This window comes from Methylobacterium sp. J-072 (assembly GCF_022829425.1).
Taxonomy (GTDB): domain Bacteria; phylum Pseudomonadota; class Alphaproteobacteria; order Rhizobiales; family Beijerinckiaceae; genus Methylobacterium.
Genome location: NZ_JAKSYK010000134.1, coordinates 30,124 through 44,843 on the forward strand (window position 1 = coordinate 30,124; position 14,720 = coordinate 44,843).

Sequence of the window (14,720 nt, forward strand, 5' to 3'; positions counted from 1 at the left end):
GGGTATCCTCAGGGAAAGCCCAGGGCGAGGACCATGATCCCCCGCGACGGGCGGTCGGCTGCGGCCCCCTGCGGCGGGAACGGCGCGCCGGCGGCGACCAGCTCGGCATGGGCCGGCAGCCAGCGGGCGGAATCCACCGATACGGCCGCGATGCAGCGCCCCGCCCGGCCATAGACGGCGATGAAGCGCCCGGAGCCCGGCTCGCCCTGGGTGAACGCCACGGCATCCGCCCCCTCGGTCAGCCCGGCGGACTTGACCACCACATCGCCCTGCGTCGACCAGAAGGTCGGCAGCGCCGCGTAGGGACTTTCGGGCTTCGCCCCGGCCAGAAGCTGTCCGGCGTGGGTGCCTTGCATCACGGCGTGGCTCCAGTGCTCCAGCGCCACGCGCCGGCCGCCGTAGAGCGGGTGGGGGAAGCGCGCAACGTCGCCGGCCGCGGCGATGCGCGGATCGGGCTGCCCCTCGGTGTCGAGGACGAAGCCCGCCGCGTCGCAATCGACGCCGCCCGGATCCGCCGAGAGGCCGGACCCGTCGAGCCATTCCGTGTTGCGGACGGCCCCGAGGGCGATCACCGCCACATCCGCATCGATGCGGGTGCCGTCGGTCAGGTGGGCGCGCACGAACCGGCCGCCCTCGCCCTCCAGCCACTCGACCTCGCTGCCGCTGCGCAGATCGACGCCCCGGCCCTCGAGCATCGCACCGATGAACGCCCCGACCGCGCTGCCGAGAACCCGGCCCAGAGGCGTCGGGCCGGGCTCGACCAGGGTCGCGGGCAGGCCGAGTTGCCGGCACAGGCTGGCGACCTCGCAGCCGATGAAGCCGGCACCGATCACCAGCACCCGCCGGGGACCGGCGGCGAGGGCGGCCCGCAGGGCGGCGGCATCGTCCCGCCCACGCAGGGTGAAGACGCCGGAGAGCCGTCCCTCATGCGGGTTCGGCCAGGCCCGGGCACGGGTGCCGGTGGCGATCAGCAGGCGGTCGTAGGGCAGGGTGCTCCCATCCGCGCGATGCAGGGTGCGGGATTCGCGGTCGAGGCGCGTGACAGGGCTACCGAGCTGCCACTCCACATCCGGGCCGAGGCTGCTCGGCAGGGTGGTCGCATCGGCTCGGATCTCGCCGGCCAGGACATGTTTCGAGAGCGGCGGGCGGTCATAGGGCCGGTACGGCTCGGCGCCGACGATGGTCAGCGGGCCGGAAAACCCGGCCTCGCGCATCGCCTCCGCGCCGCGCAAGGCGGCAAGCCCGGCGCCCACCACCACCGCACGGTCTGAACTCGGTGCCATCTCAGGCGCCCCGCCCCGGATCCTCGACCCGGATCGCCTGGACCGGGCAGGCGACGCGTGCCCGCTCGATGTCGGCCCGGTCCTGCGCGGCCGGAGCGGGATCGTAGATCAGGGCTTCATGCCCCTCGATCCGGAAGGACCGCGGCGCCGCGTAGCAGCACTGGGCATAGGCCTGGCAGAGATTGAGATCGACGCTCACCCGCAAGCCGGGTGCTGGGCCGGAGGACGCATCGGCGGGGACGGACATGCCGATGCAACCGTGGCGGAGGCGGCGGGTTCCGCGAGGGTTGCAGCAACGCCGTCGCAGGGGGCTCGCGAACCAGTTCGCTAGGCGTATCGCGGCCGTGAGTCGGGATCCTCGCCCCCAACGAAGGGATTGTCGATCCGAAGCTGAACCGATTCACTGATCTAAAAATGTCCTGGGGGATCGCCGTCGAATTGAAGCGGCGGAATTCCCCTTCGCGACGGTTCGCTCTATTGTCACGCCGCCCCGCGGACCGTCCCGAAGTCCCGCGATCTCAGGAGGGCACCATGCCGTACGGTGCACGACCGAGTCTCGCCGCTCTTATCCTGTCCCTCGCCCTGAGCGCGACCGGCGCGCGGGCCGAGCAGGCCTCGGGCTGGACCGACCCGCCGGCCCGCAAGCCGGCCCCGGCGGCGAGTCCGGCCGAGGCTCAGAAAGCCGTTCCGCCGCCTGCGTCGACGCCTGCCGCTGCGGCCCCGGCGAGCAAGGCGGTCGCCGCTCGGGCTGTCCCGAAGCGGGTCGCGACGCGCCATCCCGCCCCGGCACTCAAGCCGGTCGCCGTCATCCCACACCGGCCGCGCGTCGCCGCAGCCCCGGCCCGGCCCATGCGTCCGCACAGGATGGTCGCGATCGCACCGCCGCCTCCACCGCTGCCGGACGGCTACCCGCGCTACCGCGCCTACAATTACGGCCCGGGCTATGCCGACGAACGGCTGGAGCGCCTGCGCGCCGCGGAGGCCGCGGGCTATCTGGTCGTGCGCCGCCGCTCGGTGGAGTTCCCGGACGGCCGGTCCCTGCGGGTCTACCGGCCGGACGACGAGGGCGAGCCGTTCTGAGCTGAAACCTCCGCGAACACCGTTCGCAGCGGCGCCCGCAGGATCTTGCCGGCGGGGTTGCGGGGCAGGAGCCCGTCCCAGACGATTACGCGCACCGGCACCTTGAAGGCGGCGAGCCGCTCGGCCGCGAAGGCCCGGATCTCCTCCGGCCCGGTCCGGGCGCCCTCGGCCAGCGCCACGATCGCGCCGGGCTCCTCGCCGAGAGTCGGGTGGGGCACGGCCAGCACCACGGCGTCGATCACGTCCGGATGCGCGTAGAGGGCGTTCTCCACCTCGCAGCAATAGATGTTCTCGCCGCCGCGGATCAGCATATCCTTGATCCGGTCCACGATGGTCAGGAACCCCTCGTCGTCGGCGCGGGCGAGGTCGCCGGTGCGCAGCCAGCCCTCCGAGAGCACTTCGGCGGTGGCCACCGGGTCGGACCAGTAGCCGCGGACGACGTTCGGGCCCTTCACGCAGAGTTCTCCGACGCTGCCCGGCGGGAGATCCTGCCCGAGCGGGTCGAGGATCCGCACCTCGCAGACCGCGAGGGGCGGACCGCAGGATTCGGGATGGGCGCGATAATCCTCGGCTTGGTGATGGGTGAAGGTCGCCGAGGTCTCGGTCATGCCCCAGCCGGTGGCGGGGATGGCCTTCGGGAAGGCCTCGCCCAGCGCGCGCACGAGGTCGCCGGCCGCGGGGGCGCCGCCATAGGTCACCGAGTCGAGACTCGGCAGGGGCCGGCCTGCCTCCCGGGCGGCGGTTGCGAGCTGCCAGGCGATGGTCGGCACGCCGCCGGCGCCGGTGCAGCCCTCCCCGTCGATCAGGTCGAGGGCCTCGTGGGCGTCCCAGCGATGCATCATCACCAGGCGGTGGCCGCCATAGAGCGCCGCCCCGAGGCTCGCGTGGCAGCCGGTGACGTGGAACAGCGGGATCACCAGCAGCGAGGCCCGCTGCGGGGCGGACGGGTCGGGCCTCGGCGGCGCCTCGCCCCGGCGCAGGGCGCTGCGCGACGCGGAATAGGGATAGGCCATCACGGTGGTCGCGGCCGCCCGGTGCGTGCCGACCGCGCCCTTGGGCCGGCCGGTGGTGCCCGAGGTGTAGAACAGGGTCGCGTCGTCCTCCGGGTCGAGGGCGATGTCGGGCGGGGCTAAGTCGGGCAGGGCGGCCCAATCCGCCACCGAGCCGATCACGTCGGCGAGCGGCGGCGCCCGGTCGTCAGGCTCCATCCGCGTGACAAGAATCCGCTCCAGGGCCGGGCACTCGGCCCGGTGCGGCGCGATGCGCTCGAACCGCGCCCCGTCGGCGATCAGCACCCGTGCGCCGGAATGCTGGAGCGCGTAGGCCAGTTCCGGCCCGGTCCACCAGGCGTTGAGCGGCGTCGCGATCGCCCCGGCCAGCAGGGCGCCGTAATAGCAGACCGGCCATTCCGGCAGGTTGCGCAACGCGATCGCGACCCGGTCGCCCTTGCCGATGCCGGCCGCCACGAGGGCATGGGCCAGGGCGGTCGCGGCGCGAGCGAAGCCCGTGAAGGTGACGCGCTCGTCCCGGTAGACCACGAAGGTTTTGTCCCCGTGCCCTCGGGCGATGCGGAACAGGTCACGCAGGGTCGGCGGCGCTTTCGTCCAGATCTGGGTCGGGACACCACGGATCGGCACCGTGGCGATCGCGAAGGGCGCACCGGGCGCCGTGAGCCGGGCTTCCGCCTCGCGGAAGGAGAGGGCGGGCCAGCCGGCGGGGAGGCGGGGATCGGGGCTCATCGGGCGATCGTCACGCCGCCGTCGATCACCAGCGCCTGGCCGGTGACAAACCGGCCGGCCGGGGAGGCCAGGAACACGGCGGCCCCCGCGATCTCGTCGGGCTCGCCGATCCGGCGGAGCGGCGCGGCGTCGGTGGTGGAGGCCAGCATCTCGGGATCCTCCCACAGGGCCCGGGCGAAATCGGTGCGGATCAGCCCCGGGCAGAGGCAGTTCACCCGGACATTGGCCGGGCCGTATTCCACCGCGTAGTTGCGTGCGAGCTGAAGGTCGGCGGCCTTGGAGACGTTGTAGGCGCCGATCACCGGCGACCCCTTCAGCGCGCCGATGGAGGAGACGATCACGATCACCCCATCCCGCCGCGCGACCATGCCGGGGGCGACCATCTGGATCAGCCAGTGGTTCGACAGGACGTTGTTCTCCAGGATCTTGCGGAACTGCGCGTCCGAGATACCGGCCAGCGGCCCGTAATACGGGTTGCTGGCGGCGTTGCAGATCAGCACGTCCACCGGCCCGAGCCGGGCTTCGGTCTCAGCGACCAGATTCTCCAGCTCCGCCTTCACGGAGATGCTGGCCGGGATCGCCACCGCGCGGCCCGGGCGGTGGGCGGCTTCGATTTCAGCCACCACGGCGTCACAGGCCTCGCGCTTGCGCGACGAGATCACCACCCGGGCGCCGTGCTCGGCCATCCGCAGGGCGATCGCCCGGCCGATGCCCCGGGACGAGCCGGTGATCAGCGCGACCTTGTCGGTCAGATCGAACAGGGACATGGGCTGGCTCTATTCGGGACAGGGCAGCACGCGCCCACCGTCCTCATTCCGTGGGCTCCGATCGTCACGCCTCGGCCTTTGAAGGCCACGACGCGCCCCCTCTCCCGTGCGGGAGAGGGTTGGGGTGAGGGGTGCGCGTTTTCCGGAAAGACCTGTCCCCTCACCCTGTCCCTCTCCCGCTTGGGAGAGGGGACCTGCGCCACGCTCGGCCGGCGGTCCAATTGTCCGACGCCAGCCATCGTCACAGCTCCGCCTCCCCCAGCATCGACCGGCGCAGGCGCGCCATGCCGGCGAGCCAGCGCTCGGGGTCGTCGGCCCGGCGGCGGGCGTAATCCGCGACCTGCGGATGCGGCAGGATCAGGAACCGGCCCATCGCCAGCCCGTCGAAGGCGGCCTCGGCCACGGATGCGGGCGACAGCACGCCGTCGCGGGCGGCGGCGCTGGCCGCCTTGAGCATGGCGGTGTCGACGCCCTGCGGGCACAGGGCGGCGACCCGGATGCCGTCCTCGGCATGCGCGATGGCGAGGTGCTCCAGGAAGGCGAGGGCGGCGTGCTTGGTGGCCGAATAGGTGGCGCTGCCGATCTGGCTCAGCAATCCGGCCGCCGAGACCGTGCCGAGGAAGGCGCCGCCGCCCCGGGCGAGCCACAGCGGGACCAGCACCCGCGCCGCGTGGACATGGCCCATCACGTTCACCGACCAGGCGCGTTCCCAGCTCGCGGGATCGGCCGAGGTCGCGAGCCCGGGATCGGGGTCGCGCTCCAGGATGCCGGCATTGGAGCAGTATAGCGCGACCGGCCCGATCTCGGCCTCGATCCGGGCCAGAATCTCGGCGACGGCCGCGGCATCCGCCACGTCCAGCGCATAGGCCCGGCCGCCGAGCCGGGCGGCAACGGCCTCTGCCCCGGCGCCGTCCCGGTCGAGGGCGACGACGATGGCGCCTCGCGCCTGCGCGGCCTCGGCGAGCGCCCGGCCGATGCCCCTTGCGGCTCCGGTGACGACGACGACGCGGCCCGCGAGATCCATCTCAGGCCCCCGCGCGCTCGGCGAACGCCCAGGCCGAGGCGGCCAGCGTCGGCACCCGCGCCGCCATGGCGGCGGCGTGCTCGCTCGCGGCATTGCCGGCCTTGGCGCGGGCGGCCACCCCCTGGAGGATGCCGACCAGCCGGAACAGGTTGTAGGCGAAGTACCAGTCGAGATCGGGCAGGTCCGCCCGGCCGGCGGCCCGGCAGTAGAGCGCCACCGCCTCGTCCCGGGTCGGGATGCCGAGCGCCGGCAGGTCGAGGCCGCCGAGGCTGCTGCGCCCATCGGCCGGCAGTGCCCATTGCATCAGCAGGTAGCTGAAATCGGCGAGCGGGTCGCCCAAAGTCGACAGCTCCCAGTCGAGCACCGCGCTGACGCCGCCGTCGGGCGAGAAGATCAGGTTGTCGAGGCGGTAATCGCCGTGGACGATGGAAGCGCCCTGCTGCTCGGGGACGGTGCGGGGCAGCCAGGCGATCAGGCGCTCGACATCTTCCAGCCGACCATCCTCGGCGGCGCGGTACTGGCGGGTCCAGCGATCGATCTGCCGGGCGAAGTAGTTGCCGGGCTTGCCGTAATCGGCGAGCCCCGCCGCCTCCGGCTCGATCGCGTGGAGGCGGGCCAGCGTGGCGATCAGGGTCGCGTAGTGCCGGTGCCGGGCATGCGGGTCGAGGCCGGGCAGGGTGCCGTCCCAGTGCACGCTCCCGCCCACCGCCTCCATCACGTAGAAGGCCGCGCCGATGATGTTTTCGTCCTCACAGAGCGCGAAGGGCCGCGGAACCGGAAACCCCTCGCCGTAGAGCGCGCCGATCACCCGGAACTCGCGCTCCACCGCGTGCGCGGAGGGCAGGAGCGGCCCGAACGGCTTGCGCCGGAGCACGTAGGCCTGGCCGGGCGTCTCCAGCCGGTAGGTCGGGTTCGACTGGCCGCCGCGGAACTGCTGCAGGTTAAGCGGCCCGGCATAGTCGCGCACGTGCTCGGCGAGCCAGGCGGCCAGCCGCGCCTCGTCGATCCGATGGCGCGGCTCGACCGGCTTCACGCCGGAGAAGGCGTCGGGGCCGCTCATGTACCCTCCCGGGCATTGGTGTAGCGCCCGAATTCGAGGCGGGCGATGGAGCGGTTGTGCACCTCGTCCGGCCCGTCGGCCAGCCGCAGGGTGCGGATATGGGCGTACATCTTGGCCAGTCCGAAATCCTCGGACACGCCGGCGCCGCCATGGGCCTGGATCGCGTCGTCGATCACCTTCAGGGCGATCCGCGGGGCGGCGACCTTGATCATGGCGATCTCGAGCTTGGCGCCCTTGGCGCCGACCTTGTCCATCATGTCGGCGGCCTTCAGGCAGAGCAGCCGGGTCATCTCGATGTCGATCCGCGCCTCCGCGACCCGCTGCTCCCAGACCGATTGCTCGCTGATGCGCTTGCCGAAGGCGACCCGCGAGACCAGGCGCCGGGCCATGGCCTCGAGCGCCGCCTCGGCGACCCCGATGGTGCGCATGCAATGGTGGATGCGCCCCGGCCCGAGCCTCCCTTGCGCGATCTCGAATCCGCGGCCCTCGCCGAGGATCAGGTTCTCGGCCGGGACGCGGACGTTCTCCAGCACCACCTCGCCGTGGCCCTTGGGCGCGTCCTCGTAGCCGAAGACCGGCAGCAGGCGCTCGACCCGCAGGCCGGGCGTGTCCATCGGCACCAGGATCTGCGATTGCTGCCGGTGCCGGGGGGCATCCGGATCGGTCTTGCCCATCAGGATTGCGATCTTGCAGCGCGGATCGCCGACCCCGGTGGACCACCATTTGCGCCCGTCGATGACGTAATGGTCGCCGTCGCGGCGGATCGCGGTCTCGATGTTGGTGGCGTCCGAGGAGGCGACGTCCGGCTCGGTCATCAGGAAGGCCGAGCGGATTTTTCCGTCCATCAGCGGCCGCAGCCAGCGTGCCTTCTGGGCCGGGCTGCCGTAGCGATGCAGCACCTCCATGTTGCCGGTATCGGGCGCCGCGCAATTGAAGCATTCCGACGCGATCCCGACCTTGCCCATCGCCTCGGCGCACAGCGCGTAATCGAGGTTGGTCAGGCCGGCGCCGCGGTCGTCATCCGTGTCGTGCTCGGGGGAGGGCGGCAGGAACAGGTTCCAGAGCCCTTCCCCGCGGGCCTTGTCCTTCAGCCGTTCCATCGTGGGCGAGGGTTCGCGGCTCGCCGCCCGCTCGGCCGCCACCGCAGCAGCGGCCGGCAGGATCGCGTCGGCGATGAAGGCGCGCACGCGGGTCAGCCAGTGCGTCTGCGACGGGGAGAGGTTGAAATCCACGGTGTCCGCTCCGCTCAGGCCCAGCGCCGGATGCGCCGCCTCGATGACCTTGTCCGTCCAACCCACCCCCTCATCCTGAGGTGCCCGGCGATCGCAGATCGCCGGGCCTCGAAGGAGCCCTCCAGCCCGCTCGCGATCCCTGGAGGCCTCCTTCGAGGGCTACGCTGCGCTTCGCCACCTCAGGATGAGGGGAGGGGTGGGATGCGCGGAAGCGATCACAAATACTTCGCCCCCATCTCACCGGCGAAGCGGTCCGGCGGGCCTTCCCAGACGATGCGGGCCTGTTCCAGCACGTAGACCCGGTCGGCATGGGGGAGCGCGAAGGTGACGTTCTGCTCGCCGAGCAGGACGGTGATCGGCGTGGTCTGGCGCAGGCGCTCCAGGGCCTTCGACAGCAGCTCCAGGATCACCGGGGCGAGGCCCAGGGTCGGCTCGTCGAGGATCAGAAGGCGCGGGCGCATCATCAGCGCGCGGGCGATGGTCAGCATCTGCTGCTCGCCGCCGGACAGCGTGCGGGCGGTCTGGCCCTCGCGGGCCTTGAGGATCGGAAACAGCTCGTAGAGCCAGTCGCGCTGCTTGGCGCTCTCGGCCTTCGGGAAATGCTGGCCGCCGAGATCGAGATTCTCGCGGACGTTGAGATCGCCGAACAACTCCCGGGTCTCGGGCACCTGGACGATCCCGGCCCGGGCGATCGCGGCGGGCTTCATCTGTGAGAGGTCCCGGCCATCGAACCGGATCGTGCCGGTATGCGGGACCAGCCCCGAGATGGCGTTGAACAGGGTGGTCTTGCCGGCGCCGTTGAGGCCCACCACCGAGACGAATTCGCCCTCGTGGACGTGGATCGCGGCCCCGCGCAGCGCCTGCGCCTTGCCGTAGAGCACGTCGACATTCTCGACCGTGAGCAGCGAGTCCGGCTTGAACGCGGCTTCGGGCCGGGCCGCGGTCTCGATGCTGCCACCGAGATAGACCCGGCGCACGGTCGGGTCGGCCATCACGGATTCGGCCGAGCCCTCCGCGATGCGCTCGCCGAGATACATGGCGAAGACCCGGTCCACGAGGGCCGCGACGCTCTTCACGTTGTGGTCGACGAGGAGCACGGCCTTGCCCTCATCGCGAAACCCCCGGATCAGCTCGGAGAAGGCCGCGACCTCGCCGCCGGTGAGGCCCGCGAAGGGCTCGTCCACCAGCACCACGCGGGGATCGCGGGCGATCGCCTTGGCGAGTTCCAGCCGGCGCAGATCCGCGAAGGGCAGGGTGCCGGGGCGCCGGTCGGCCACGGCGCCGAGGCCGACGCGCTCGGCGATCTCCTTCGCCCGGCGTGCCACGTGGGGATCCGCGACCAAGCGGATCAGGCTGTCGGGCAGGAGCGCGAGGCTGATATTCTCCAGCACGGTCTGCCGCTGGAGCGGGCGGGCGTGCTGGAAGACGAGGCCGATGCCCTGGCGCGCGACCCGGTGGGCCGGGAGCCCGCCGATTTCGGCGCCGTCGAGGCGGATCGAGCCGGCGGTGGGCCGCTCCAGCCCCATGATCAGCTTCATCACGGTGGACTTGCCCGAGCCGTTCGGCCCGATCAGCCCCAGGATCTCGCCGGGCCACAGGTCGAGGTCGATATCCTTGACCGCGACAAGGCCGCCGAACCGCTTGGTCAGGCCGCGCACGGTGAGGCAGGGCTCGGCGAGGGACGCGGTACGCGGGGGCGTTGGCCGGACGGCGACGGTCATCGTGCTCTCCGGACGGATGCGAGGCCGAGCAGCCCCGAGGGCACGAACAGGATGACGAGGAGCGCCACCGCCGAGACCACGAAGGTCGAGAGCGGCCCGAGCGGCCGCAGCAGCTCACCCGCGGCGATCAGGAACACGGCCCCCAGCGCCGCGCCCACGATGGTCCGGCGTCCGCCGAGCACCGCCGCGATGATCACCTGCACGCCCACCGCGGTGTCGATCAGCGTGCCGACCGAGGCGGTGCCCATGTAGAACACCACCAGCCCGCCTGCGAGGCCCGAGAAGGCGGCGCTGACCGCGAAGGCCGCGAGCTTGTGCTTGGCGACGTTGAAGCCGAGCGCGCCGGTGACGATCGGGTCCTGGCCGGCGGCCTGGAGGATCAGCCCCACGGGCGAGCGGGCGATGGCGGTGAGGACCAGCCCGGCGAAGGCCATGAAGCCCAGCGCGATCCAGTAATTGATGTCGGCGTCGATGGAGATCACGTCCGGCACCGTGAGCCCGATCTCGCCGCCGGTGATGCCGGAGAACACCACGATCATGTTCTGCAGGAGCAGCACCGCGACCAGGGTGATCAGCCCGAAATACGGTCCCCGCACCCTCAGGGCCGGCAGCGCCAGGGCCATCCCGCCGACCACCGCCAGCACCGTCCCGGCCGCCAGGCAGTAGGGGATCGGTACTTCGTAGCGGTTGTTGAGGATCCCGGCGCCGTAGGCCCCGAGCCCGATCAGGAAGGTCGGGCCGAAATTGACCTCCCCGGCAAAGCCGAACAGCAGGTCCCAGGCCATGGCAAAGACGCCGAAATAATACGCGATGGTGAGGAGCCCGAGGATGTAGCCCGAGACCCACCAGGGCAGGAACGCGGCCAGGGCGAGCGCCAGGAGCGCGACCCAGAAGCCCGGAGCGGTGAGGAGCTTCATGGGGTCAGCCTCGCCAGTGAACCAACCGGCCTCACCCGGCGCCGAGACCCATCCCATCCAAACCCCTCATCCTGAGGTGCCGCGTCAGCGGCCTCGAAGGAGGGCTCCAGGGATCGCGCGGCCGGCTGGAGGGCTCCTTCGAGGCCTCCGCTGCGCTTCGGCACCTCAGGATGAGGGCGCGGGTTAGGGACCTGTGGGATGGAAAAAACCATCACCGCCGCCCCAGCAGGCCCTGCGGGCGCAGGTACATCACCGCCACGAGCAGCAGCAGCGCCGGGATCACCCGGTAGGCCGGGGAGATCAGGTAGGCGGTGGCGGTCTCGAGATAGCCGACCACGTAGGCCGCGATCAGCGAGCCGGTGACGCTGCCGAGGCCCCCCAGCACCACGATCGAGAAGGCGCTCGCGGTGAGCGGCCCCACCGAGTAGGACGAGACCCCTAAAAACATCCCGAGCAGCACCCCGGCGATGCCGGCGAGCAGGCCGTAGATCGCCCAGACCGCGACGTAGATCCGGGCCATGTCGTGGCCGAGCAGCGTGACCCCGCGGGGGTTCATGGAGGCGGCGAGCAGGACCTTGCCGGCCCGCGCCTTGTTCACGAACACCCACAGCAGCCCGATCACGATCCAGCAGATCACCGCGGTGAAGATCTCGTTCTTCGGGGTGCGCACCCCGGCGATCTCGATCACGCCCTCAACGATCGGCAGCACCGTCTTCGGGTTGTCGGTGAAGAAGTAGGCCACCAACTCTTGGATCATGATCCCCCAGAGCAGGGTGCCGGTGAGCACGAAGATTTCTTTTTCCTCGCGCGGGATCGCCTTGCTGCGCTCGATCGGGGCGACGATCGCGAAGTAGGTCACCAGGGCGGCGGCCAGGCCGCACAGGATGCCGATGCCGGCGCCCGCGTAGGAGCCGAGGCCGAACTGGGACGAGGCCGCCCAGGCGGCGACCGCGGCCATCACCATCAGCGCGCCGTGCGAGAGGTTGAGCACGCCGGAGACGCCGAAGATGAGGGTGAAGCCCATCGCGCCGAGCGCGTAGAGCGCCGAGATCGCGAAGCCGTCGACGAGGATCTGGAGCCCGATCATTGTTTTGGGACTCTCGCGTCGCGATTACTGGACCGCCGGCTTGACCGCGGGCGGCAGGACCAGCTTGCCGTTGGCCACCTCGGAGGGCCAGATCGCGACCTGCTTGCCGTTCTGCCACTGGCCGAGGACGCTGGTCATCAGGCCCGGGCCGTACTTGATCGAGTGGGTGAAGGTCTCGTCCCGGCCGTAGAACTGCAGGCGCCCGACGGTGCCGACCCAGTCGGTCTTCTCCAGGGCGTCCACGAGCTTGTCGGCTTCCGTGGATCCGGCCCGTTTGATCGCCTCCGCGCTATAGTGCATTGCGTCGTAGGCCATGTAGCCGGCATAGGACGGCGCGCCGCCGAAGCGCTTGGTGAAGGCCTCGGCGAACGGCATAGTCTTCTCGGTGAGCGCTACACCGGGCAGCGCGACGCTGTCGAACAGCACGCCCTGCGTGCCGCCATTGGTATTGGCCCAGAAGGTCGAGGAGGTCGCCTGGCCGCTGATCCCGGTCATGGCGATCGGCACCTGCTGGTTCTGCCACTGGACGGTCGGCTGCACCCCGACATGGGCGATGCCGGTGACGATCAGGTCGGGCTTGGCCGCCTCGATCTTGTTGTAGATCGGGGTGAAGTCGCCGGTATCCGGCGAGAACCGGACATGCTCCACGATCTTCAGGCCGGATTTCGGCAGGCATTCCTCGTAGGCGGCATCGAGCGGCCGGGTCCAGGCCGCGTCCTCGCTCATGATCGCCGCGGTCTTGGCCTTCAGCAGCCCGACCAGGGCATCCTTGGCCGAGTCGCAGACCGCCTGCGCCAGGGCGTGCGAGGTCAGGTAGCCGTGGAAGACGTACTTGTTGCGCGCGTAGTCCTTGTGGACGGCGACGCTGATCTCGTTGGAGGCCGCCCCGGGGGTGATCATCGGGGTCTTGAGCCGGGCCGCCCAGGGCATCAGCGCGAGAACCACCTCGGAGATGTAGCTGGCGATGACGAGGTTGACCTTGTCCTCGCTGACCGCCCGCTGGAAAGCGCGGACCGCGTCGGAGGCCGAGCTCTTGTCGTCGTAGGTGACGACCTGGATCAGGCGGCCGTCGACGCCGCCCTTGGCATTGATCTCGTCGGCGGCGAGCTGAACCGCCTGCGGGATCGAGGCGCCGGCCACCGACTGCGCCTCGGCGATCACCCCGACCTTGATCGGGTCGGCGGCGCGCGCCTGTCCCGAGAGGACCAACCCCGCCGCGAGCAGCACGGGCAACGTGCGCCGAATCGGGGCACGCCGAGCGACGACGCGCGTGGTCTCGGACATCGGCGATTCCTCATCCCAGTGCCCGAATTTTTTATTCGCGGGCTTGGGAGAGACTGTATCCGCGCCAAGCCGGATCACAAGGGGCGCGCCGGGACCGGCCGGTGACGTTTCGGCCAAGTCGTTTTCCGCACGGGGTATCGACTCGCGCCGCACCGGCCTAGGCTCGGGGCGGCTCTGCGAAATGCGGGGCCCGACGGCCTCGAAGAAGGGCGACGGACAGGTGAGGAACGCACGCTCGGCCGCGGCCGGGGTTCGCCCCGGGCCGCGGCCCCGGATTCCGGCGGATCGACCCGTGCTGTCGGCACGGGGGACGCGCCCATGAGCCTGCGCTGGACCCGGCGCCCCGAGGGCTCGACCTGGGGGGATTTCGGCCCCGATGACGAGCTTGGGCGCCTGAACCTCCTGACCCCCGAGAAGGTCCGCCAGGGCGTCACCGAGGTCCGCGAGGGCCTGACCTTCTGCCTCAGCCTGCCCTTGGACCTGCCCGGCGGCAACGTCCTCAACCCGCGCCGCCACCCGCCGCAGATCACCCCGACCCGGCGGGCCAACGGCCGGCCGAACATGAACTTCCCGGTCTGCGAGGAGGTCGACGGCGCCACCGACGTGATCTGCGACGACCGCGCGCTGATCCACCTGCAATACTCGACGCAGTGGGATTCGCTCGCCCATGTCGGCTCGCTGTTCGATGCGGACGGCGCGGGCGCGGCGCCGACCTTCTACAACGGTTTTCGCGGCGGCCGGGACATCGTCGGGCCGAGCACGCCCGAGGCGGCCGACCAGCCGTCCCGGGCGAAAAAGCTCGGGATCGAGCGCCTGGCCGAGGTCGGCATGCAGGGCCGGGCCGTGATGATCGACCTGCGCGCGCATCTCGGCGACGCCAAGACCAGAGTCGGCTACGACCAGCTCGCCCGGATCCTCGAGGCCGACGGCGTCGTGATCGAGCCCGGCGACATGGTCTGCCTGCATACCGGCTTCGCCGAGCGGCTGATCGCCATGGGCGGCACGCCGGATCCGAAGCAGGTCCACGACCTCTGCGCCGGCCTCGACGGCCGGGACCCGCAGCTCCTCGACTGGATCACCCGCTCGGGCCTCTGCGCGCTGATCGCCGACAATTACGCCGTCGAGGCCTACCCGGCCGGGGCGGGGCCGGCCTGCTGCGCGACCCTGCCGCTCCACGAGCACTGCCTGTTCAAGCTCGGGGTCAATCTCGGCGAGTTGTGGCACCTGACGCCGCTGGCCAACTGGCTGCGCGCCCATGGGCGCAACCGCTTCCTGCTCACCGCGCCGCCTCTGCGCCTGCCCGGCGCGGTCGGCTCGCCGACGACGCCGATCGCGACGGTCTGAGGGAGCGATACGATGGAGCGGTTCAGCCCCAATCTCGACCGCATCCTGAGCAACCGTTATGCGGGCTCGGTCGCGGGACGCCATGGTGTGCCTCGGGCGAGGACGGTGTTGGCGTAGATGAGCAGCTTTCGGGCGCAGGCGATGAGGGCCTGCTTGTGGGTCTTGCCGCGGGCCTGGAGGCG

Annotated in this window: 13 protein-coding genes; 2 read left to right on the plus strand and 11 right to left on the minus strand. The window is 71.2% G+C overall.

Annotation, left to right across the window (positions count from 1 at the left end):
- Nucleotides 1-8 precede the first annotated feature (8 nt).
- Nucleotides 9-1,283, minus strand: coding sequence for an NAD(P)/FAD-dependent oxidoreductase (locus tag MKK67_RS15375; RefSeq protein ID WP_243965931.1), 1,275 nt, complete (start codon nt 1,281-1,283; stop codon nt 9-11).
- 1 nt (nt 1,284) lies between these two features.
- On the minus strand, nt 1,285-1,530 hold the full coding sequence (locus tag MKK67_RS15380) for a ferredoxin (protein WP_243965932.1): 246 nt from the start codon (nt 1,528-1,530) through the stop codon (nt 1,285-1,287).
- Between the two features lie 284 nt (nt 1,531-1,814).
- On the opposite strand from MKK67_RS15380, the gene MKK67_RS15385 reads away from it, so the two are divergent.
- On the plus strand, nt 1,815-2,363 hold the full coding sequence (locus tag MKK67_RS15385; RefSeq protein WP_243965934.1) for a hypothetical protein: 549 nt from the start codon (nt 1,815-1,817) through the stop codon (nt 2,361-2,363).
- On the opposite strand, the gene MKK67_RS15390 is transcribed toward MKK67_RS15385, so the two are convergent.
- The 9 genes from MKK67_RS15390 to MKK67_RS15430 form a co-directional block, all read right to left on the minus strand.
- Entirely contained in the window at nt 2,330-4,102 is a 1,773-nt protein-coding gene (locus MKK67_RS15390) for a class I adenylate-forming enzyme family protein (RefSeq protein ID WP_243965935.1), read from the minus strand. The genes MKK67_RS15385 and MKK67_RS15390 overlap by 34 nt on opposite strands.
- On the minus strand, nt 4,099-4,869 hold the full coding sequence (locus MKK67_RS15395) for an SDR family NAD(P)-dependent oxidoreductase (protein WP_243965937.1): 771 nt from the start codon (nt 4,867-4,869) through the stop codon (nt 4,099-4,101). Before MKK67_RS15395 ends, MKK67_RS15390 begins: the two co-directional genes overlap by 4 nt.
- Nucleotides 4,870-5,110: 241 nt before the next feature.
- Nucleotides 5,111-5,893 (minus strand): SDR family NAD(P)-dependent oxidoreductase, encoded by a 783-nt coding sequence (locus MKK67_RS15400; RefSeq protein WP_243965939.1) that lies wholly within the window; start codon nt 5,891-5,893, stop codon nt 5,111-5,113.
- Between the two features lies 1 nt (nt 5,894).
- Entirely contained in the window at nt 5,895-6,953 is a 1,059-nt protein-coding gene (locus MKK67_RS15405; RefSeq protein WP_243965941.1) for a phosphotransferase family protein, read from the minus strand.
- Entirely contained in the window at nt 6,950-8,185 is a 1,236-nt protein-coding gene (locus MKK67_RS15410) for an acyl-CoA dehydrogenase family protein (RefSeq protein ID WP_243965950.1), read from the minus strand. The genes MKK67_RS15405 and MKK67_RS15410 overlap by 4 nt, the downstream gene beginning before the upstream one ends.
- Before the next feature lie 215 nt (nt 8,186-8,400).
- On the minus strand, nt 8,401-9,906 hold the full coding sequence (locus MKK67_RS15415; RefSeq protein ID WP_243965942.1) for an ATP-binding cassette domain-containing protein: 1,506 nt from the start codon (nt 9,904-9,906) through the stop codon (nt 8,401-8,403).
- On the minus strand, nt 9,903-10,823 hold the full coding sequence (locus tag MKK67_RS15420; protein ID WP_243965944.1) for a branched-chain amino acid ABC transporter permease: 921 nt from the start codon (nt 10,821-10,823) through the stop codon (nt 9,903-9,905). The genes MKK67_RS15415 and MKK67_RS15420 overlap by 4 nt, the downstream gene beginning before the upstream one ends.
- Before the next feature lie 211 nt (nt 10,824-11,034).
- On the minus strand, nt 11,035-11,910 hold the full coding sequence (locus MKK67_RS15425) for a branched-chain amino acid ABC transporter permease (RefSeq protein WP_243965945.1): 876 nt from the start codon (nt 11,908-11,910) through the stop codon (nt 11,035-11,037).
- 24 nt (nt 11,911-11,934) lie between these two features.
- Nucleotides 11,935-13,194 carry an ABC transporter substrate-binding protein gene (locus tag MKK67_RS15430; protein WP_243965946.1) on the minus strand — a complete coding sequence of 420 codons (1,260 nt, stop codon included), beginning with the start codon at nt 13,192-13,194 and terminating at the stop codon, nt 11,935-11,937.
- A 318-nt stretch (nt 13,195-13,512) separates the two neighbouring features.
- On the opposite strand from MKK67_RS15430, the gene MKK67_RS15435 reads away from it, so the two are divergent.
- Complete coding sequence (locus MKK67_RS15435; protein ID WP_243965948.1) at nt 13,513-14,538, plus strand: cyclase family protein; 1,026 nt, start codon at nt 13,513-13,515, stop codon at nt 14,536-14,538.
- The last annotated feature ends 182 nt before the right edge of the window (nt 14,539-14,720 follow it).